This window comes from Pseudomonas sp. LBUM1659 (assembly GCF_059716045.1).
Map to the genome: position 1 here is coordinate 6,264,142 of NZ_CP166797.1, position 18,638 is coordinate 6,282,779.

The window sequence follows — 18,638 nt, forward strand, 5'->3', positions numbered from 1 at the left end:
TAACATTCCGTGAATCGGGGTTGGACCGAGCTTGCCGGGTCTTTGCTGCAATGAACAGTCTCAGGCGCAAATCGCAGGCACAAAAAAACCGCTCGAAAGCGGTTTTTTCGCTGAAGATGTGGGCTTATTTCAGGCCGGACATCTTCTGGATGGCGCCTTTTAGATCGGCATCGGAGCAATCGGCGCAGGTGCCTTTAGGTGGCATCGAGTTGATACCGCTAATGGCTTTGGCCAGGATGCCGTCGAGGCCGCCCTGGTGATCGGCACGTTCCTTCCATGCTGCGGTGTCGCCGATTTTCGGCGCGCCCAACAGGCCGCTGCCGTGGCAAGCGTTGCAATGTTTTGCAATCACTGAGTCAGGGGTTTTGGCATCTCCACCACCCGCAGAGGCAGCAACTTCCATCCCCTTGCACTCTTTGCCCTGTACACAGACCTGACCGACCGGTTCAAGGCGTTTGGCAATATCGTCGTTCGTCGCAGCTTGAGCGCTGACAGCCCAAAGGGCCAATACGGTTGCTGGTACAGCCAGCATTTTCATAATTAGGTTCACGCGTTCACCCTCAATGGTGGCTAGTCACGCCTACGGCCACGGTTCGCAGGCGGGCGCAAGTATAGCGGTAAGCCCGCCACACTGAAACAACCCCAAAGTCGAAGGGGTCTTATGCAGCAGCGGAAAAACTCTCCGGGGGCCTCAGCCTGACTGGCAGGGCGCCTTCTTTACTTAGAAATTCGCCGGTGTCGCTGCGCTGATTAGTCGCGCCGGCGCATCGAACGGATTTCGGAAACGATGCGGCTTGGTACTTTCAAAGTAGTAGCTATCGCCGGCTTCGAGCACAAAAGTTTCCAGCCCGACCACCAGCTCCAGTCGACCTTCCACCAAAATGCCGGTTTCCTCGCCCTCATGGGTGAGCATCTCGTCACCGGTGTCGGCGCCTGGCGGGTAGATTTCATTCAGAAAGGCGATGGCCCGGCTCGGATGCGCCCGACCGACCAGTTTCATGGTCACGGCGCCATCGGAAATGTCGATCAGCTCGTTGGCCTTGTAGACAATCTGCGTCGGTTTTTCCTGCAGGATTTCTTCAGAAAAGAACTCGACCATGGACATGGGAATCCCGCCCAGCACTTTGCGCAGCGAACTGATCGAGGGGCTGACGCTGTTCTTCTCGATCATCGAAATCGTGCTGTTGGTGACACCCGCGCGCTTGGCGAGCTCACGCTGCGAAAGGCCTTTGAGCTTACGGATGGATTGCAGTCGTTCACCGACGTCCAATGCTTGCGCCTCCAGGGATTCAGGTTGTTGGAATATTGAGCGTTATCATGGCGACAGCGTTCAGTATTTACAACACTTGGACCTGAATCCTGTGGGGCGAGGCGACTTTCGGTGTGGGCCGTGGGCTGTCAGCCCTCGGAATAGAGCAGTGGCACCCGGCGCAGGTTGCAGAAAATCTGATATGGAATCGTGTCCGCTGCCGCCGCCACGTCGCTGGCGAGGATGTTTTTACCCCATAACTCGACGGTCGAACCGAGGCCGGCTTGCGGCACATCGGTCAGATCGATGCACAGCATGTCCATCGAAACCCGGCCGATTAACTGGCTGCGTTGCCCAGCGACCATGACCGGCGTGCCGGTCGGCGCGTGGCGCGGATAACCGTCGGCATAGCCCATGGCGACCACGCCAACGCGCATCGGCCTGGGTGTGATGAACCTGGCGCCGTAACCAATCGGCTCGCCGGCCGGCAGTTCACGCACGCAAATCACTTTCGATTCCAAAGTCATTACCGGTTGCAGGCGAGCGGCCACGGTGTTGGCTTCTTCGAACGGTGTCGCGCCATACAGCATGATGCCAGGGCGAACCCAATCACTCGGGATCTGCGGCCAACCCAACACGGCTGGCGAGTTGCGCAGGCTGACTTGCGCCGACAAACCTTTACGCGCAGCTTCAAACACCGCGACCTGCTCAGCACTGGACTGTTCGTGCAACTCATCGGCCCGGGCGAAGTGGCTCATCAGCACAACTTTCGCGACCTTGCCGCTGGCCAGAAGCCGTCGATAGGCCTCCTGATAATCCTTTGGGTGCAGGCCGACGCGGTGCATGCCGGAATCGAGCTTGAGCCAGACGGTGATCGGCTTGCTCAGCGTGGCCTTTTCGATGGCTTCAAGCTGCCACAGCGAGTGCACCACACACCAGAAATCGTGCTCGACGATCAGCGCCAACTCATCGGCTTCAAAGAACCCTTCCAGCAGCAACACCGGCGCCCGAATACCCGCAGCGCGCAGTTCCAACGCCTCTTCGATGCAGGCCACGGCAAAACCGTCGGCCTCGGCTTCCAGCGCCTGGGCGCAACGCACCGCGCCGTGGCCGTAGGCATCGGCCTTGATCACCGCGAGGGCCTTGGCCCCGGTGATTTCACGGGCGATTCGGAAGTTGTGACGCAGGGCTTGAAGGTCGATCAGGGCACGGGCTGGACGCATGGCGGCAGACTTCTAGGCGGTCATGGGAATAAAAAAACCGGCGCTGGCTGGCGGCGTAAACCGCCAACAGCACCGGCAGAGGGATTTTGCTGAATCTATTACGGCAGAGCAGCGACAACCGACAGTTCAACCAGAATTTCCGGTTCGCACAGCTTCGACTCAACGGTCGCACGGGCCGGGGCCACGCCTTTTGGCAGCCACTTGTCCCAGACCGCGTTCATGCCTTCGAAGTGTGCATCAATGTCTTTCAGGTAAATCGTCACCGACAACAGGTGGTTCTTGTCGGTGCCCGCCAGATCCAGCAAACGCTCGATGTTGGCGAGAGTTTCAAGGGTCTGCTGTTCAATCCCGGCGTTCATGTCATCGCCGACCTGCCCTGCCAGATACACAGTGCCGTTGTGGCTGACGATCTGACTCATGCGCTCATTGGTGAGCTGGCGCTGGATTGACATGTTTTGCGGACTCCTGGGTCTTGCTGCCATAACGGGAAATATCGAGGCCTTCGGCGCTGATCTGTGGCGCTTTCTTCGCCATCAGGTCAGCCAGCAAGCGACCGGAGCCACAGGCCATGGTCCAGCCGAGTGTGCCGTGACCGGTGTTCAGGAACAGATTCTTGAACGGTGTCGCGCCAACGATCGGCGTGCCGTCCGGGGTGGTCGGGCGCAGGCCGGTCCAGAAACTGGCCTGGGCCAGATCGCCGCCCTGAGGATAAAGGTCGTTGACGATCATCTCCAGGGTTTCGCGCCGACGCGGGTTCAGCGACAGGTCAAAACCGGCGATTTCAGCCATGCCGCCGACGCGGATGCGGTTGTCGAAACGAGTTATCGCGACCTTGTAGGTCTCGTCGAGAATGGTCGACGTCGGAGCCATTGCCGGGTTGGTGATTGGCACAGTCAGCGAGTAACCCTTGAGTGGGTACACCGGGGCTTTGATGCCCAGCGGCTTGAGCAATTGCGGAGAATAGCTGCCGAGCGCCAAGACGTAGCGGTCCGCGGTTTCCAGCTTGCCGTCAATCCACACACCGTTGATGCGATCACCGGCGTAGTCGAGCTTCTGAATGTCCTGGCCGAAGCGGAACTCAACACCCAGTTTCACAGCCATTTCGGCCAGGCGGGTGGTGAAAATCTGGCAGTCGCCAGTCTGGTCGTTCGGCAGGCGCAAGGCACCGGCGAGGATGTCGGTGACACTGGCCAGCGCGGGCTCAACGCGGGCAATGCCGGCGCGATCGAGCAGTTCGAACGGTACACCGGACTCTTTCAGCACGGCGATGTCTTTCGCGGCGCCGTCCAGTTGAGCCTGGGTGCGGAACAGCTGGGTCGTGCCGAGGCTGCGGCCTTCGTAGGCAATGCCGGTTTCAGCGCGCAATTCGTCGAGGCAGTCGCGGCTGTACTCGGACAGACGGACCATGCGCTCCTTGTTCACCGCGTAACGGCTGGCGGTGCAGTTGCGCAGCATCTGCGCCATCCACAGGTATTGGTCGATGTCGGCGGTGGCCTTGATCGCCAACGGTGCGTGGCGCTGCAACAGCCACTTGATGGCCTTGAGCGGCACACCCGGCGCCGCCCACGGCGAGGCATAACCCGGCGAAACCTGGCCGGCGTTGGCGAAACTGGTCTCCATGGCAGCGGCCGGCTGACGGTCCACGACCACCACTTCAAACCCGGCCCGAGCCAGATAGTAAGCACTGGCGGTACCGATGACGCCGCTACCCAAGACCATAACGCGCATTTTCATATCCCTCATCGCGGCTGACCGCTGACGTGTGTTGTATTCAAGCAGTGATGTGCGCAGTGTAAAAAAGATTTGCCAGTGTTTTTCACTATATAAACGGCTATATTTGGCGACAATTCTCGGCAAAAACCCTTTTCACGGAGGCGCATCCCCTATGCGTACCAACACTCAGACCAAACGAGAGCTGGACAAGATCGACCGCAACATCCTGCGGATCCTGCAAGCGGACGGACGCATCTCCTTCACGGAGCTGGGGGAAAAGGTCGGGCTCTCCACCACGCCGTGCACTGAGCGGGTGAGGCGTCTGGAGCGGGAAGGGATCATCATGGGCTACAACGCGCGGCTCAATCCGCAGCACTTGAAGGGTAGTCTCCTGGTGTTCGTCGAGATCAGCCTTGACTACAAATCCGGCGATACTTTCGAAGAGTTCCGACGCGCGGTGCTGAAATTGCCCCATGTGCTGGAATGCCACTTGGTGTCAGGGGATTTCGACTATCTGGTGAAGGCACGGATTTCCGAGATGGCCTCGTACCGCAAACTGCTGGGGGACATCCTGCTCAAGCTGCCGCATGTGCGCGAGTCCAAGAGCTACATCGTGATGGAAGAGGTGAAAGAGAGTTTGAGTTTGCCGATTCCGGATTGAGCCCTGTGGTGCCTGTTCGGCCGCCTTCGCGACTCGGTCTACCTAGACCAGCACCTGCCGGGTAGAAGCCATGTACTCATGAATCTGCTTCTCCACCCGAGGATGAATCAACTCCACCGGCCCCCGTCCATTCGGGCATGGCAACGTCTTGGTGGTGCCAAACAACCGGCAAATCAGCGGTCGTTCGTCATACACCGTGCAACCGTTCGGCCCAAGGTGCACGCAATTGAGCTCATCCATCGCCGCGTCCTGCTCGGCGCGGGTCTTGCGCGGCAGGCGCGACATTTCTTCCGGCGAGGTGGTCACCGGCCCACAGCAGTCATGGCAGCCGGGCACGCACTCGAACGAGGGGATCTGCTGTCGTAGCGTACGGATTTTCTGACTGTTGCAGCTCATTGAAGCGGTAACCAAAAGCGGAATAGAGCGCGATTCTGAAGCAAAGGCACGGATCCATACAGCAGCAGCCGACCAATGTTGCCCGCATCCGAAGGTCCGGCTTATGCTCCGTCAAATTTTCCAGACGCCAGAATCGGGAACTCGCACATGAACGCCGGTGCTCAGCCATCCGCTACAAGCCACCAGCACATCGCCTCTTACTACGCCGCCAGCAGCCTGCCGCAACCCGACTATCCCGTGCTCCGGAGTGAGCTGATGGCGGATGTGTGCGTGGTCGGCGGCGGGTTCTCCGGGCTGAACACTGCGCTTGAACTGGCTGAACGTGGTTTGAGCGTCATCCTCCTCGAAGCCCACAAAATCGGCTGGGGCGCCAGCGGGCGCAATGGCGGGCAGTTGATTCGGGGTGTCGGTCATGGCCTTGATCAATTCGCGAATGTGATCGGCGCAGACGGCGTGCGCCAGATGAAACTCATGGGCCTTGAGGCCGTGGAAATCGTCCGAAAACGCGTCGAGCGTTTTCAGATCCCCTGCGACCTGACCTGGGGTTATTGCGACCTGGCCAACAAGCCCCGCGAACTCCAAGGCTTCGCCGAAGACGCCGAAGAGCTGCGCAGCCTCGGTTACCGTTATGAAACGCGCCTGCTGCAAGCCAATGAAATGCACTCGGTGGTGGGTTCCGACCGCTACGTCGGCGGCCTGATCGACATGGGCTCGGGGCATCTGCATCCGCTGAACCTGGCACTGGGCGAAGCGGCGGCGGCCCACGAAATGGGGGCGATACTGTTCGAACAATCGGCGGTCACCCGCATCGATTATGGCCCCGTGATTAAAGTCCACACGGCCCAAGGCTCGGTCCGTGCGAAGACGCTGGTACTGGGCTGCAACGCCTACCTCAACGAACTCAACCCCGAACTCAGCGGCAAGGTGCTGCCGGCAGGCAGCTACATCATTGCCACCGAGCCGTTGAGCGAAGAACTGGCGCACGCCCTGCTGCCGCAGAACATGGCGGTCTGCGATCAGCGGGTGGCACTGGATTACTACCGACTCTCGGCGGACCGACGCTTGCTGTTTGGTGGCGCCTGCCACTATTCAGGCCGCGATCCGAAAGACATCGCCGCGTACATGCGCCCCAAGATGTTGGAAGTCTTCCCGCAACTGGCCGGGGCGAAGATCGACTATCAATGGGGCGGGATGATCGGCATCGGCGCCAACCGGCTGCCGCAGATTGGCCGGCTCAAAGACCAGCCGAATGTGTATTACGCCCAGGCCTATTCCGGTCACGGGGTGAATACCACGCATTTGGCGGGCAAGTTGCTGGCTGAGGCGATCAGTGGGCAGCAGGGTGGCGGGTTTGATCTGTTTGCCAAGGTGCCGCACATCACCTTTCCGGGGGGCAGGCATTTGCGCTCGCCGTTGTTGGCGCTGGGGATGTTGTGGCATCGGCTTAAAGAGTTGGTCTGAAAGATTTTCCGGGAGTGTTGCGACGCCTTCGCGGGCAAGCCCGGCTCCTACAGGAGCGGGCTTGCCCGCGAAGAGGCCCGAAAGAACACCGAAAAAATCAGATCTTCCAGAAAGGCTTAAGCCCCTCCTCTCGCGCCTGCTCCCGCGTCAGCCCCACATCCCTGAGCTGCTCCGGCGTCAGCGCCAGCAACGCCTTGCGCGTGTGCAGACGATGCCAGAACAGACCCCAGCGACTCAGGCCGCACGGCGCATTGCGCATCTGCGCACCGTTGTCTTGCCCTCTCACCAGTTCCTGACTGTGTAACGTCAGCCGCACATCGCTCAAGCCGTTCATTTGATTGCTCCTGTTTACTTGGGTAGCCAGAGCTTTCATGATGCGTGGGCGACCAAAAGCATTACAGATTCAACAGGCAAGTATTAACTCCATACAGATTTTGCGTTCCTGCGTCTGAATCCTGATTTTTGCTTCGATCTGTATTGGTTTACCGAATCACCCACACCGAGACTGCACCATGACCCTTTACGTCAACCTCGCCGAATTGCTCGGCACACGTATCGAACAGGGCTTCTATCGCCCCGGTGACCGACTGCCCTCGGTGCGGGCACTGAGTGTCGAACATGGGGTCAGCCTGAGCACCGTGCAGCAGGCCTATCGCGTACTGGAAGACAGTGGCCTGGCGACGCCGAAACCCAAGTCGGGCTACTTCGTGCCGGTGGGTCGCGAACTGCCGGAGCTGCCGGCTATTGGGCGCCCGGCCCAGCGACCGGTGGATATTTCGCAATGGGACCAGGTGCTGGAACTGATCCGCGCGGTGCCGCGCAAAGACGTGGTGCAACTGGGTCGTGGCATGCCGGACATCACCACCCCGACCATGAAACCGCTGCTGCGCAACCTCGCGCGTATCAGCCGCCGGCAAGATATGCCCGGCCTGTATTACGACAACATCCACGGCACTCTCGAACTGCGCGAACAGATCGCGCGCCTGATGCTCGATTCCGGTTGCCAGTTGAGCGCCAGCGATCTGGTGGTCACGACCGGGTGCCATGAAGCGCTGTCCACCAGCATCCGGGCGATCTGCGAGCCGGGGGACATTGTGGCCGTGGACTCGCCGAGCTTTCACGGCGCCATGCAAACCCTCAAGGGACTGGGCATGAAAGCGCTGGAAATCCCCACTGATCCGCTCACCGGCATCAGTCTCGATGCGCTGGAACTGGCCCTGGAACAGTGGCCGATCAAAGTCATACAGTTGACTCCCAACTGCAACAACCCGTTGGGCTACATCATGCCGGAGTCGCGCAAACGCGCGTTGTTGACACTTGCACAGCGTTTCGACGTGGCGATTATCGAAGACGATGTGTATGGCGAACTGGCCTACACATACCCGCGCCCGCGCACGATCAAATCCTTCGACGAAGACGGCCGTGTCCTGCTCTGCAGTTCTTTTTCCAAGACCCTTGCACCCGGATTACGCATCGGCTGGGTAGCGCCCGGCCGGTATCTGGAACGGGTGCTGCACATGAAATACATCAGCACCGGCTCCACCGCGCCCCAACCGCAAATCGCGATTGCCGAATTTCTCAAGGCCGGGCATTTCGAGCCACATTTGCGGCGGATGCGCACGCAATACCAGCGTAATCGCGACGTGATGATCGACTGGGTCACGCGCTACTTCCCGGCCGGCACTCGCGCCAGTCGCCCACAAGGCAGCTTCATGCTGTGGGTTGAGCTGCCGGAAGGCTTCGACACCCTGAAACTCAATCGCGCCCTGCATGATCAGGGCGTACAGATTGCCGTCGGCAGCATTTTTTCCGCGTCGGGCAAGTACCGCAACTGCCTGCGCATGAACTACGCTGCCAAGCCAACGCCGCAGATTGAAGAAGCGGTGCGCAAGGTCGGCGCCGCGGCGATCAGGCTGTTAGCGGAAAATGACAGCATCACTGACTGACTTTTCTCGGGAAACCAACGTCCATATGCCGACGCCTGCCGCCAATCGGAACGTTCCCACGTGAGAGTCAGACAGCCCCTGCCCGCGCTTCTGCTATTCGCCTCGCTCCTCAGCGGCTGCGCCAGCGTTGATGTTCAGCGCCAGCCGAGCCAGGCGCTGCCCGCCAGCGACTCGGCGTTTGGCCGGTCGGTCCAGGCGCAGGCCGCGCCTCATGAGGGACGGTCGGGCTTTCGCCTGCTGTCCGATAGCACCGAAGCCTTCACGGCCCGCGCCGAACTGATCCGCAACGCTCAAAGCAGCCTCGATTTGCAGTACTACATCGTGCATGACGGCATCAGCACACGAATGCTGGTGGAGGAACTGCTCAAAGCGGCTGATCGCGGCGTGCGCGTCAGGGTCCTGCTCGACGACACCACCAGCGATGGCCAGGATCAGCTCATTGCCACCCTCGCTGCACACCCGAACATCCAGATCCGCGTGTTCAACCCGTTACACCTGGGTCGCAGCACCGGCGTGACGCGCACCATGGGCCGCCTGCTCAACCTGTCGCAGCAACACCGACGCATGCACAACAAGCTGTGGCTAGCGGACAACAGCATGGCGATCGTAGGCGGGCGTAATCTGGGTGACGAGTATTTCGATGCCGAGCCCAATCTGAACTTCACTGACATCGACATGCTCGGCGTCGGCCCGGTCGCCGAACAGCTGGGGCAGAGTTTCGATCAGTACTGGAACAGTGCGCTGAGCAAACCGATCGAACAATTCCTGTCCCGCAAACCGACGGCCAAGGACTTGCAAAACACCCGGACCCGCCTGGAGGAATCGCTCGCTGACACACGCAAACAGAACCATGCGCTGTATCAACAACTGATGACCTTCAAGACGCACCCGCGCCTGGACATCTGGCGTCGAGAATTGATCTGGGCCTGGAATCAGGCGTTGTGGGATGCACCGAGCAAGGTGCTGGCCGATGGCGAGCCGGATCCGCACTTGTTGCTGACGACGCAACTGGCACCCGAGCTCAACGGTGTGAGCAAAGAGCTGATCATGACCTCGGCCTACTTCGTCCCCGGCCAGCCGGGCCTGGTGTACCTGACCGGCCGCGCCGATGCCGGGGTATCCGTGAGCTTGCTGACCAACTCACTGGAGGCCACCGACGTGCCCGCCGTGCATGGCGGCTATGCGCCGTATCGCAAGGCGCTGCTGGAACACGGCGTGAAGTTGTTCGAACTGCGGCGCCAACCGGGTGAGGGCGGAGGCAGCGGGCCGCACTTTTTCGGACGCTCCACCTACCAGGGCTCCGACTCCAGCCTGCACAGCAAGGCGATGATCTTCGACCAACAGAAATCTTTCGTTGGCTCGTTCAATTTCGATCCACGCTCTGTGCTGTGGAACACCGAAGTCGGGGTGCTGGTGGACAGTCCCGAGCTGGCCGCGCATGTCCGCGAACTGGCCATGCAGGGCATGGCGCCAACGCTGAGCTATGAGGCGAAGCTGGAGGATGGTCAGGTTGTCTGGGTCACCGAAGACGACGGCAAGCTGCATACCCTGACCACAGAACCGGCAAGTTGGTGGCGACGCTTCAACGCATGGATGAGCACCAACGTCGGCCTGGAGCGGATGCTCTGACAGACGATAAACACCTCTGTAGGAGCGAGCCTGCTCGCGATGGCGGAGTATCAGTCACTCAATCATTGACTGACACGACGTCATCGCGAGCAGGCTCACTCCTACAGGGGGAATGTGGCTGACTGGCTGGTCGGTGTCAGGCGGGTTCGGCAACCGTGCCAAACGCACCCTGGCGCATCAGCAGAATCACCAAACCAAACGCACCGGCCGCCATCAACAACGGCAACGCATGCCCGCTGATCCATTGACTACCCGCCCCCGCCGCCAACGGCCCGACCAGGCAACCAATCCCCCACAACTGCGCGATATGCGCATTGGCGCGCACCAGCGCATCGTCGCGATAACGTTCGCCGATCAGGATCAGTGACAAGGTAAACAAGCCGCCTGCACTGGCGCCAAACAGCACCCACAAGGGCCAGATCATCAACGTGTCGATCAACAACGGGATCGCCAGGCTCGACAGCAGCAACACCACCGCACAGCCCGTAAACAGCGTGCGCCGTGACAGGCGATCCGCCAGCGCACCAATCGGCAATTGCAACAACGCATCGCCGACCACCACCGTACTGACCATCGCCAACGCGATTTCCGTGGTGAAGCCCTGACGCAGGCAATACACCGGCAACAAGGTCAGGATCATCGCTTCGAATGCGGCGAACAGCGACACCGCCCAGGCAATCGCTGGCAGGCCACGGCAGAAGGTCAGCAAATCACCGAACGTCACGCTGCTCGCTTCGCTGCCGGGCGCGCCGCCGCGACCCAACAACAGCAACGGTGCCGTCATCAGCAAGCCGACACCCACCCAAAATCCGTAATCGTGTTCAGTGCCCAGAACGCCCAGCAACACAGGCCCGGCGAGCTGGCTCAGCGCATAGCTGCAGCCATACAGCGCCACCAGCCGCCCGCGCCACTGCTCGACCACAAGCTGGTTGATCCAGCTTTCACCGAGAATGAACACCAGCGTCAGGATCACCCCGATCATCAGCCGCAATACCAGCCAAATCGGGTAACTCGGCAACAACGCCAGCAAACCGATGGACAACGCCCCGGCCCACAAGCACAGGCGCATCAGATTGGCCGTGCCCAGACGCGCGGCCAGATGGCTGGAGATCTTCGCCCCCAGCAAGACGCCAATGGCCGGCATAGCGGCCATCACGCCGATAGCGAACGAGCCATAACCCCAGCTTTCCAGGCGAAACGATACCAGCGGCATGCTGACACCCAGGGCCAGGCCGACACTCAAGACAGACGCCAACACGGCGAAATAAGTCGCCCAACGCATGTTCCACGCTCCTGTGGATATTATTTTTTCGGCACACCACAAACCAAATGTGGGAGCGAGCCTGCTCGCGAAGAGGCCAGCACATTCAACATCAATGTTGACTGTTACACCGTCTTCGCGAGCAAGCTCGCTCCCACAGGGGATCTACGTCGTTAAGAAAACCGGCTTACAACTTGATCCAGGTCGCCTTCAGCTCGGTGTACTTGTCGAACGCGTGCAGCGACTTGTCGCGGCCGTTACCGGACTGCTTGAAGCCACCGAACGGCGCGGTCATGTCGCCGCCATCGTACTGGTTGACCCAAACGCTACCCGCACGTAGCGCGCGGGCGGTCAGGTGAGCCTTGGAGATGTCCTTGGTCCACACCGCTGCGGCGAGGCCGTACGGCGTGTCGTTGGCGATCGCAACGGCTTCTTCGGCAGTGTCGAAAGCGATGACCGACAACACTGGCCCAAAGATTTCTTCCTGAGCGATTTTCATCGCGTTGCTCACACCGTCGAAAATCGTCGGCTCAACGTAAGTGCCACCGGTTTCCTGAAGCGTGCGCTTGCCACCGGCCACCAGCTTGGCGCCGTCGGCATGACCCGACTCAATGTAGGACAGCACGGTGTTCATCTGCTGGGTATCGACCAGCGCGCCGACATTGGTCGCCGGATCCAGCGGGTTGCCCGGCTTCCAGGTTTTCAGGGCCTCGATCACCAGCGGCAGGAAAGTGTCCTTGATCGAACGCTCGACCAGCAGACGCGAACCGGCGGTGCACACTTCGCCCTGGTTGAAGGCGATGGCGCCGGCAGCGGCTTCGGCAGCGGCTTGCAGGTCCGGGGCATCGGCGAACACGATGTTCGGGCTCTTGCCGCCGGCTTCGAGCCAGACGCGCTTCATGTTCGACTCACCGGAGTAGATCAGCAGCTGCTTGGCGATCTTGGTCGAACCGGTGAACACCAGCGTATCCACGTCGTTGTGCAGGGCCAGGGCCTTGCCGACGGTGTGACCGTAACCCGGCAACACGTTCAGCACGCCTTTCGGAATGCCGGCTTCAACGGCCAGCGCTGCGATGCGAATGGCGGTCAGCGGGGATTTTTCGGACGGCTTGAGGATCACCGAGTTACCGGTGGACAGTGCCGGGCCGAGTTTCCAGCAGGCCATCATCAGCGGGAAGTTCCACGGCACGATGGCACCCACAACACCGACCGGCTCGCGAGTCACCAGACCCAGCTGATCATGCGGGGTGGCCGCGACTTCGTCGTAGATCTTGTCGATGGCTTCGCCGCTCCAGCTCAGCGCTTGCGCCGCGCCGGGAACGTCGATGTACAGGGAATCGCTGATTGGCTTGCCCATGTCCAGGGTTTCAAGCAGCGCCAGCTCTTCAGCATTTTGCTTCAACAGGCCGGCGAAACGGATCATGGTGGCTTTGCGTTTGGTCGGCGCCAGGCGCGACCAGACGCCGGAATTGAAAGTGGCGCGAGCGTTTTCAACAGCGCGCTGGGCGTCGGCGGCGTCACAGCTGGCAATCTTGCCCAGCAGGCGGCCATCGACCGGGCTGATGCACTCGAAGGTCTCGGCGGAGACCGCATCGGTGTATTCGCCATTGATGTAGGCGCGGCCTTCGATCTTCAGATCGCGAGCCCGTTGCTCCCAATCGGCACGAGTCAGGGTGGTCATTCGAGTGTCCTCCTCTTATTGAATACGAACGCTGCGCGGTCTTCGCGGGCGCTGTCAGGAATTCTGCCCGGCCAGCCTGCTTTTCGGCCCAAGGCAACAGTCACCCTAAACCAGCGGCAGGTGAAGTTTCAATATATTTGACATAAGGCCGTCAAACGGCCTTGCGATGTTCATTTTAATAAACATAGACTTTGGTCTTTCAGGCAATCACGGGAAATTACAACAATGAATATCCAGGATGTCGTCGACTTCAGCCAGGCCACGACCGCGCCCGAGCGCTATCGGCCGGACCCGGTGAAAGTCCTCAAGGGCGACCCGGAGCAAGCGGTGTACAACCATTACAACAGCCCGTGCGGGCAGTTGAATGCTGGCGTTTGGGAAGGTGCGGTCGGGCAATGGACCGTGAATTTCACCGAACACGAGTACTGCGAAATCGTGCAAGGGGTGTCGGTGCTGCGTGACAACGACGGCAACAGCAAAACCCTGCGCGCAGGTGACCGCTTCGTGATTCCGGCCGGGTTCCGGGGCACCTGGGAAGTGCTGGAGCCGTGCCGCAAGATCTATGTGGCGTTTGAACAGAAGGCTTGAGGATTTGAGTTGTCTGGGCCGGCCTCATCGCGGGCAAGCCATGCTCCTACAGTGATCTGTGTCGATCACAAAACCTGTGGGAGCGTGGCTTGCCCGCGATGAGGCCCTGACAGGCACCAGAAAATCCAGGCAACAAAAAAGGCCCGTATCTCGCGATACGGGCCTTTTTCGTAAGAGAGAAAAATCAATTACTTGATTTTGCCTTCTTTGTAGATCACGTGCTTGCGAACAACCGGATCAAATTTCTTGATCTCGATTTTGTCCGGAGTAGTACGCTTGTTCTTGTCGGTAGTGTAGAAGTGACCAGTACCGGCGCTCGAAATCAAACGAATCAATTCACGCATGATTAGCTCCCTTAGATCTTGCCGGCTTTGCGGATTTCGGCCAGCACGACAGTGATGCCACGCTTGTCGATGATACGCATGCCTTTGGCAGATACGCGCAGACGCACGAAACGTTTCTCTTCTTCAACCCAAAAGCGGTGATGCTGCAGGTTCGGCAGGAAACGACGACGGGTTTTGTTGTTTGCGTGGGAAATGTTATTCCCAGTCACCGGACCCTTACCGGTAACTTGACATACTCTCGACATGCCTCAGCCCTCTAAAACCACATGCCCAACCCGGCATGGGTTGGCCGCTTAATCTCTCAGTCATTTGGCGCCAGGCGCCGCGTTTCTTTAGAGGTCTTACCGGCTACACCTACAGTGAAGGAACCGGGCCCCTAGAAAAGAGCGCTGCTTTATACCAGAAAGACTGGAGAGCAACAACATTCCGTGTGCACAGACTTCATAAAAACCCCGTTTTTCTGGCCACGAGCGCCTTGGATAAAGGCTATCGTCGATAAAGACCACTCGTCGCAGAGAATCGGCCAACCCGCCGATTCAGGATTTTTTCAGCCCATGCGCACTGAAAACAATCGCACATACTCCCCTTAAAATGAAAAAGGGGATAGTCATTTGCAAAAGAGCCTACTAGGGTAAGTCTTTTCCAGACTGCACTTGCAGATGGGCCTTCGATCTGTAAAGGAATCCGACCATGCGCCTCGCTGCCCTACCCCTTTTGCTCGCCCCATTGCTGCTGGGCCCGCAGGCCATGGCCGCGGCCCTGACTGTCTGCACCGAGGCCAGTCCTGAAGGGTTCGACGTGGTGCAGTACAACTCGCTGACCACCACCAACGCCTCCGCCGACGTGCTGATGAACCGCCTGGTGGACTTCGACACCGCCAGCGGCAAAGTGGTCGCCAGCCTCGCGGACAGCTGGGAAGTCTCGCCCGACGGCCTGACCTACGTGTTCAAACTGCATCCGCAGGTGCCATTCCACCGCACCGAATACTTCAGCCCGACGCGTGACCTGACCGCCGAAGACGTGATCTTCAGCTTCGAGCGCATGCTCGACCCGGCCAACCCGTGGCACAAAGTCGCCCAGAGCGGCTTCCCGCATGCGCAATCGATGCAATTGCCCGTGCTGATCAAGAAGATCGACGCACTGGATCCGCTGACCGTGCGTTTCACCCTCGATCACCCGGACTCGACGTTCTTGGCCACCCTGAGCATGGGGTTCGCTTCGATCTACTCCGCCGAGTACGCCGACAAGCTGATGAAGGCCGGCACGGCGGAAAAACTCAACAGCCAGCCAATCGGCACCGGCCCGTTCGTGTTCACGCGCTTCCAGAAAGACGCGTCGATTCGCTACAAGGCCAACCCGGAGTACTTCGGCGGCAAGCCCTCGGTGGACCCGCTGATCTTCGCGATCACCCCGGACGCCAACGTGCGCTTGCAGAAATTGCGGCGCAATGAGTGCCAGATCGCCCTGTCGCCAAAGCCTCTGGACGTACAGGCCGCACTGAAAGAGCCAGAGCTTAAAGTGGAAAAAACCGACGCGTTCATGACCGCTTTCGTCGGCATCAACAGCCAACATCCGCCGCTGGACAAGCCGGAAGTGCGCCAAGCGATCAACCTCGCCTTCGACAAGGCCAATTACGTCAAAGCCGTGTTCGAAGACACCGCAGAGCCGGCCAAAGGCCCGTACCCACCGAACACCTGGAGCTACGACAAAAGCTTGCCGGGTTACCCGCACGACGTTGAGAAGGCCAAGGCATTGATGGCCAAGGCTGGTCTCAAGGATGGCTTTCAGACCACCATCTGGACCCGCCCTTCCGGCAGCACGCTGAACCCCAACCCGAGCCTCGGCGCTCAATTGCTCCAGTCCGACCTCGCGCAGATCGGTATTCAGGCCGAAATCCGGGTGATCGAATGGGGCGAGCTGATCCGCCGCGCCAAGGCCGGCGAGCATGACCTGCTGTTCATGGGTTGGGCCGGCGACAACGGCGACCCGGACAACTTCCTCACACCGCAGTTTTCCTGCGCAGCGGTCAAGTCCGGTACCAACTTCGCCCGTTACTGCAATCCGGACCTGGACAAGCTGATCAGTGCCGGCAAGACCACCGGCGAGCAAGGTGTGCGCACCAAGCTCTACGAACAGGCGCAGGCGCAGATTCAGCAGCAGGCGCTGTGGCTGCCACTGGCGCACCCGACGGCGTTTGCGCTGACGCGCAAGGATGTCGAGGGTTATGCGGTGAGCCCGTTCGGCCGTCAGGATTACTCGAAGGTCAGCCTCAAGCCATAAGCACCAACACCAACCCTGTGGGAGCGGGCTTGTGGCGAGTGGGCTTGCCCCCGTTGGGCTGCGAAGCAGCCCCAAAATCTCTGATGCACCAATGATCTTGTGAGTGCTATGCCCTCAAACGGGGGCAAGCCCCCTCGCCACAGGTTCGCGCCCACAGGGTCTCGCTTAACCTGCCCCTCTTCCTACATCCACCCATACTCGGCCATGGACAGCGGGTCGCCGTCGCCGATGATGAAATGGTCGAGCACCCGCACATCGATCAGGCCCAGCGCCTCCTGCAGGCGCTTGGTCAGCAACCGGTCGGCCTGGCTGGGGTCGGGATTGCCCGACGGATGGTTGTGGCACAGGATCAGCGCTGCGGCGTTGTGAGCTAAAGCACGCTTGACCACTTGGCGCGGATAAACGCTGGTGTTGTCGATGGAGCCGCGAAACAGCACTTCGAAAGTCAGTACTTGATGCCTGGAATCCAAAAACAGGCACCCAAACACCTCGTGGGGCTCGTGGCGCAGCATCGATTTCAGGTAATCCCGAACGGCCTGCGGATTTTCCAGCGCTGATTTTTGGCGAGCTCGCTCGGCTAAATGCCGCCGGCCCATCTCCTGCACCGCTTGCAACTGGGCGAATTTCGCTGGCCCGAGCCCCAATTGCCTGCTGAACGCTACCTGATCGGCCTCAAGCAATGAGCGCAGGCTGCCAAACTGATTCAACAGGTGTCGAGCCAGGTCCACCGCGCTTTTACCCGACACGCCGGTCCGTAAAAAAATCGCCAGCAATTCGGCATCTGAAAGACTTGCCGAACCCAACTCAAGCAGCCTCTCCCGCGGCCGCTCCGCCGCCGGCCAATCACGAATACTCATAGCACCTCCCTGGTATGTGGGCGCCGCTGTTCCGTAGCGGTCGCTGTGATATCGTAGCCCATCTTTTTTGCTGGCGATTTCATCCCTGGGGAGGGGGTCTCGCCATGCAGTCATCAACGAAATGAAAGGCAGACCTATGCAGCGGCTGTATCGGAAACGCATCGTTCTGGGCGTCGGCGGCGGCATTGCTGCCTACAAGAGTGCCGATCTGGTTCGCCGCCTGATCGACCAAGGCGCCGAAGTGCGCGTGGTCATGACCCGTGGCGGCAGCGAGTTCATTACTCCGCTGACCATGCAGGCCTTGTCCGGCCACCCGGTTCACCTCGACCTGCTGGACCCGGCGGCGGAAGCTGCGATGGGCCACATCGAGCTGGCCAAATGGGCCGACCTGGTGCTGATCGCCCCCGCCACCGCGGACCTGATCGCCCGTCTGGCACAGGGCATTGCCGACGACCTGCTGACCACGCTGGTGCTGGCCACCGACGCTGTGGTCGCTGTCGCGCCGGCGATGAACCAGGCCATGTGGCGCGATCCGGCGACCCAGGCCAACCTGCAAACCCTCGAAAGCCGCGACATCAAAGCCTTCGGTCCGGCCTCCGGCAGCCAGGCCTGCGGCGACGTCGGTCTAGGCCGCATGCTCGAAGCCGTCGAACTCGCCCAGTGCGCGGCGGACTGCTTCCAGCGCCAGGCGCTGACCGGCAAACACGTACTGATCACCGCCGGTCCGACCCAGGAAAACATCGACCCGGTGCGTTACATCACCAACCACAGCTCCGGGAAAATGGGCTTCGCCCTGGCCGAAGCAGCCGTGGAAGCCGGCGCCCGCGTGACCCTGATCACCGGCCCGGTGCACCTGCCAACGCCGGATCGCGTCACGCGCATCGACGTCGTCAGCGCCCGCGACATGCTCGCCGCCTGCGAGGCCGCGATCCCTTGCGACCTGTTCATCGCCTCGGCAGCGGTCGCGGACTACCGTCCGGAAGTCGTCGCCCCACAGAAACTCAAGAAAGACCCTACGAACGGCGACGGCTTGTTGCTACAGATGGTGCGCAACCCGGACATCCTGGCCACCATCGCCACGCGCCCCGACCGTCCGTTCAGTGTCGGTTTCGCTGCCGAAACCGAACACCTGCTCGACTACGCTGCCCGCAAGTTGAAAGACAAGAACCTCGATTTGATCGTCGCCAACGACGTCGCCAACCCGAGCATTGGCTTCAACAGCGAAGAAAACGCCTGCAGCGTGATCGACCGTGAGCTTCACGCCACACTTTTCGCCCAGACCAGCAAGAGCAAGATTGCTCGCCAGCTGATCACTTTTATCGCCGAACGTCTGAACCAGGTTTAATTTA

At 60.2% G+C, this 18,638-nt stretch carries 19 protein-coding genes; 7 read left to right on the forward strand and 12 right to left on the reverse strand.

Annotated features, from left to right (window positions below; translation table 11 throughout):
- Positions 1-124: 124 nt before the first annotated feature.
- The 5 genes from ACA048_RS28650 to dadA all read right to left on the reverse strand — a co-directional run bounded on the left by ACA048_RS28650 (position 125) and on the right by dadA (position 4,200).
- Positions 125-538: a c-type cytochrome gene (locus tag ACA048_RS28650; RefSeq protein WP_497627252.1), complete on the reverse strand. Its 414-nt coding sequence runs from the start codon at positions 536-538 to the stop codon at positions 125-127.
- Between the two features lie 183 nt (positions 539-721).
- Positions 722-1,270, reverse strand: a complete 549-nt coding sequence (locus ACA048_RS28655; RefSeq protein WP_007947433.1) for a cupin domain-containing protein — start codon at positions 1,268-1,270, stop codon at positions 722-724.
- Between the two features lie 128 nt (positions 1,271-1,398).
- Positions 1,399-2,472 carry an alanine racemase gene (alr, locus tag ACA048_RS28660; RefSeq protein WP_497627253.1) on the reverse strand — a complete coding sequence of 358 codons (1,074 nt, stop codon included), beginning with the start codon at positions 2,470-2,472 and terminating at the stop codon, positions 1,399-1,401.
- 98 nt (positions 2,473-2,570) lie between these two features.
- Positions 2,571-2,924 carry a RidA family protein gene (locus tag ACA048_RS28665; RefSeq protein WP_497627254.1) on the reverse strand — a complete coding sequence of 118 codons (354 nt, stop codon included), beginning with the start codon at positions 2,922-2,924 and terminating at the stop codon, positions 2,571-2,573.
- Positions 2,896-4,200, reverse strand: coding sequence for a D-amino acid dehydrogenase (gene dadA / locus ACA048_RS28670; RefSeq protein WP_497627255.1), 1,305 nt, complete (start codon positions 4,198-4,200; stop codon positions 2,896-2,898). The genes ACA048_RS28665 and dadA overlap by 29 nt, the downstream gene beginning before the upstream one ends.
- Before the next feature lie 157 nt (positions 4,201-4,357).
- On the opposite strand from dadA, the gene ACA048_RS28675 reads away from it, so the two are divergent.
- Positions 4,358-4,846, forward strand: coding sequence for an Lrp/AsnC ligand binding domain-containing protein (locus ACA048_RS28675; protein WP_003177284.1), 489 nt, complete (start codon positions 4,358-4,360; stop codon positions 4,844-4,846).
- A 42-nt stretch (positions 4,847-4,888) separates the two neighbouring features.
- Here the strand turns inward: ACA048_RS28675 and ACA048_RS28680 are convergent, their stop codons facing one another.
- Positions 4,889-5,242 (reverse strand): YkgJ family cysteine cluster protein, encoded by a 354-nt coding sequence (locus tag ACA048_RS28680; RefSeq protein ID WP_007947437.1) that lies wholly within the window; start codon positions 5,240-5,242, stop codon positions 4,889-4,891.
- A gap of 147 nt (positions 5,243-5,389) precedes the next feature.
- On the opposite strand from ACA048_RS28680, the gene ACA048_RS28685 reads away from it, so the two are divergent.
- The gene (locus ACA048_RS28685) at positions 5,390-6,703 is read left to right on the forward strand and encodes an NAD(P)/FAD-dependent oxidoreductase (protein ID WP_497627256.1); all 1,314 of its coding nucleotides are present in this window, start codon (positions 5,390-5,392) and stop codon (positions 6,701-6,703) included.
- Between the two features lie 97 nt (positions 6,704-6,800).
- Here the strand turns inward: ACA048_RS28685 and ACA048_RS28690 are convergent, their stop codons facing one another.
- Entirely contained in the window at positions 6,801-7,037 is a 237-nt protein-coding gene (locus ACA048_RS28690; RefSeq protein ID WP_497627257.1) for a DUF1127 domain-containing protein, read from the reverse strand.
- Between the two features lie 178 nt (positions 7,038-7,215).
- Here ACA048_RS28690 and ACA048_RS28695 point away from each other — a divergent pair, with 178 nt between their 5' ends.
- Positions 7,216-8,649, forward strand: coding sequence for an aminotransferase-like domain-containing protein (locus ACA048_RS28695; RefSeq protein ID WP_497627258.1), 1,434 nt, complete (start codon positions 7,216-7,218; stop codon positions 8,647-8,649).
- A 60-nt stretch (positions 8,650-8,709) separates the two neighbouring features.
- On the forward strand, positions 8,710-10,278 hold the full coding sequence (locus ACA048_RS28700) for a phospholipase D family protein (RefSeq protein ID WP_497627259.1): 1,569 nt from the start codon (positions 8,710-8,712) through the stop codon (positions 10,276-10,278).
- A gap of 136 nt (positions 10,279-10,414) precedes the next feature.
- Here the strand turns inward: ACA048_RS28700 and ACA048_RS28705 are convergent, their stop codons facing one another.
- Positions 10,415-11,560 (reverse strand): MFS transporter, encoded by a 1,146-nt coding sequence (locus ACA048_RS28705; RefSeq protein ID WP_497627260.1) that lies wholly within the window; start codon positions 11,558-11,560, stop codon positions 10,415-10,417.
- Between the two features lie 166 nt (positions 11,561-11,726).
- Positions 11,727-13,220 (reverse strand): aldehyde dehydrogenase, encoded by a 1,494-nt coding sequence (locus ACA048_RS28710; RefSeq protein ID WP_497627261.1) that lies wholly within the window; start codon positions 13,218-13,220, stop codon positions 11,727-11,729.
- Positions 13,221-13,445: 225 nt separating this feature from the next.
- Between ACA048_RS28710 and ACA048_RS28715 the strand changes: the two genes are divergently transcribed.
- Positions 13,446-13,808 (forward strand): cupin domain-containing protein, encoded by a 363-nt coding sequence (locus ACA048_RS28715; RefSeq protein ID WP_497627262.1) that lies wholly within the window; start codon positions 13,446-13,448, stop codon positions 13,806-13,808.
- A 188-nt stretch (positions 13,809-13,996) separates the two neighbouring features.
- On the opposite strand, the gene rpmG is transcribed toward ACA048_RS28715, so the two are convergent.
- Together rpmG and rpmB are read right to left on the reverse strand one after the other, a co-directional pair.
- Positions 13,997-14,152, reverse strand: a complete 156-nt coding sequence (rpmG, locus tag ACA048_RS28720; protein ID WP_007894709.1) for a 50S ribosomal protein L33 — start codon at positions 14,150-14,152, stop codon at positions 13,997-13,999.
- A gap of 11 nt (positions 14,153-14,163) precedes the next feature.
- Positions 14,164-14,397 (reverse strand): 50S ribosomal protein L28, encoded by a 234-nt coding sequence (rpmB, locus tag ACA048_RS28725; protein ID WP_007894701.1) that lies wholly within the window; start codon positions 14,395-14,397, stop codon positions 14,164-14,166.
- 445 nt (positions 14,398-14,842) lie between these two features.
- On the opposite strand from rpmB, the gene ACA048_RS28730 reads away from it, so the two are divergent.
- Entirely contained in the window at positions 14,843-16,432 is a 1,590-nt protein-coding gene (locus ACA048_RS28730) for an ABC transporter substrate-binding protein (RefSeq protein WP_497627263.1), read from the forward strand.
- A gap of 182 nt (positions 16,433-16,614) precedes the next feature.
- Here ACA048_RS28730 and radC read toward each other — a convergent pair whose 3' ends face one another.
- Positions 16,615-17,289, reverse strand: a complete 675-nt coding sequence (gene radC, locus ACA048_RS28735; RefSeq protein WP_497627264.1) for a RadC family protein — start codon at positions 17,287-17,289, stop codon at positions 16,615-16,617.
- A gap of 136 nt (positions 17,290-17,425) precedes the next feature.
- On the opposite strand from radC, the gene coaBC reads away from it, so the two are divergent.
- Positions 17,426-18,634, forward strand: a complete 1,209-nt coding sequence (gene coaBC / locus ACA048_RS28740) for a bifunctional phosphopantothenoylcysteine decarboxylase/phosphopantothenate--cysteine ligase CoaBC (RefSeq protein ID WP_497629944.1) — start codon at positions 17,426-17,428, stop codon at positions 18,632-18,634.
- Positions 18,635-18,638 lie beyond the last annotated feature (4 nt).

Bases quoted from the DNA above. Each gene is read 5' to 3' on its own strand.
- ACA048_RS28650 (WP_497627252.1), bottom strand. From the start codon at position 538: ATGAAAATGCTGGCTGTACCAGCAACCGTATTGGCCCTTTGGGCTGTC.
- alr (WP_497627253.1), bottom strand. From the start codon at position 2,472: ATGCGTCCAGCCCGTGCCCTGATCGACCTTCAAGCCCTGCGTCACAAC.
- ACA048_RS28665 (WP_497627254.1), bottom strand. From the start codon at position 2,924: ATGTCAATCCAGCGCCAGCTCACCAATGAGCGCATGAGTCAGATCGTC.
- dadA (WP_497627255.1), bottom strand. From the start codon at position 4,200: ATGCGCGTTATGGTCTTGGGTAGCGGCGTCATCGGTACCGCCAGTGCT.
- ACA048_RS28675 (WP_003177284.1), top strand. From the start codon at position 4,358: ATGCGTACCAACACTCAGACCAAACGAGAGCTGGACAAGATCGACCGC.
- ACA048_RS28680 (WP_007947437.1), bottom strand. From the start codon at position 5,242: ATGAGCTGCAACAGTCAGAAAATCCGTACGCTACGACAGCAGATCCCC.
- ACA048_RS28685 (WP_497627256.1), top strand. From the start codon at position 5,390: ATGAACGCCGGTGCTCAGCCATCCGCTACAAGCCACCAGCACATCGCC.
- ACA048_RS28690 (WP_497627257.1), bottom strand. From the start codon at position 7,037: ATGAACGGCTTGAGCGATGTGCGGCTGACGTTACACAGTCAGGAACTG.
- ACA048_RS28695 (WP_497627258.1), top strand. From the start codon at position 7,216: ATGACCCTTTACGTCAACCTCGCCGAATTGCTCGGCACACGTATCGAA.
- ACA048_RS28705 (WP_497627260.1), bottom strand. From the start codon at position 11,560: ATGCGTTGGGCGACTTATTTCGCCGTGTTGGCGTCTGTCTTGAGTGTC.
- ACA048_RS28710 (WP_497627261.1), bottom strand. From the start codon at position 13,220: ATGACCACCCTGACTCGTGCCGATTGGGAGCAACGGGCTCGCGATCTG.
- ACA048_RS28715 (WP_497627262.1), top strand. From the start codon at position 13,446: ATGAATATCCAGGATGTCGTCGACTTCAGCCAGGCCACGACCGCGCCC.
- rpmG (WP_007894709.1), bottom strand. From the start codon at position 14,152: ATGCGTGAATTGATTCGTTTGATTTCGAGCGCCGGTACTGGTCACTTC.
- rpmB (WP_007894701.1), bottom strand. From the start codon at position 14,397: ATGTCGAGAGTATGTCAAGTTACCGGTAAGGGTCCGGTGACTGGGAAT.
- ACA048_RS28730 (WP_497627263.1), top strand. From the start codon at position 14,843: ATGCGCCTCGCTGCCCTACCCCTTTTGCTCGCCCCATTGCTGCTGGGC.
- radC (WP_497627264.1), bottom strand. From the start codon at position 17,289: ATGAGTATTCGTGATTGGCCGGCGGCGGAGCGGCCGCGGGAGAGGCTG.
- coaBC (WP_497629944.1), top strand. From the start codon at position 17,426: ATGCAGCGGCTGTATCGGAAACGCATCGTTCTGGGCGTCGGCGGCGGC.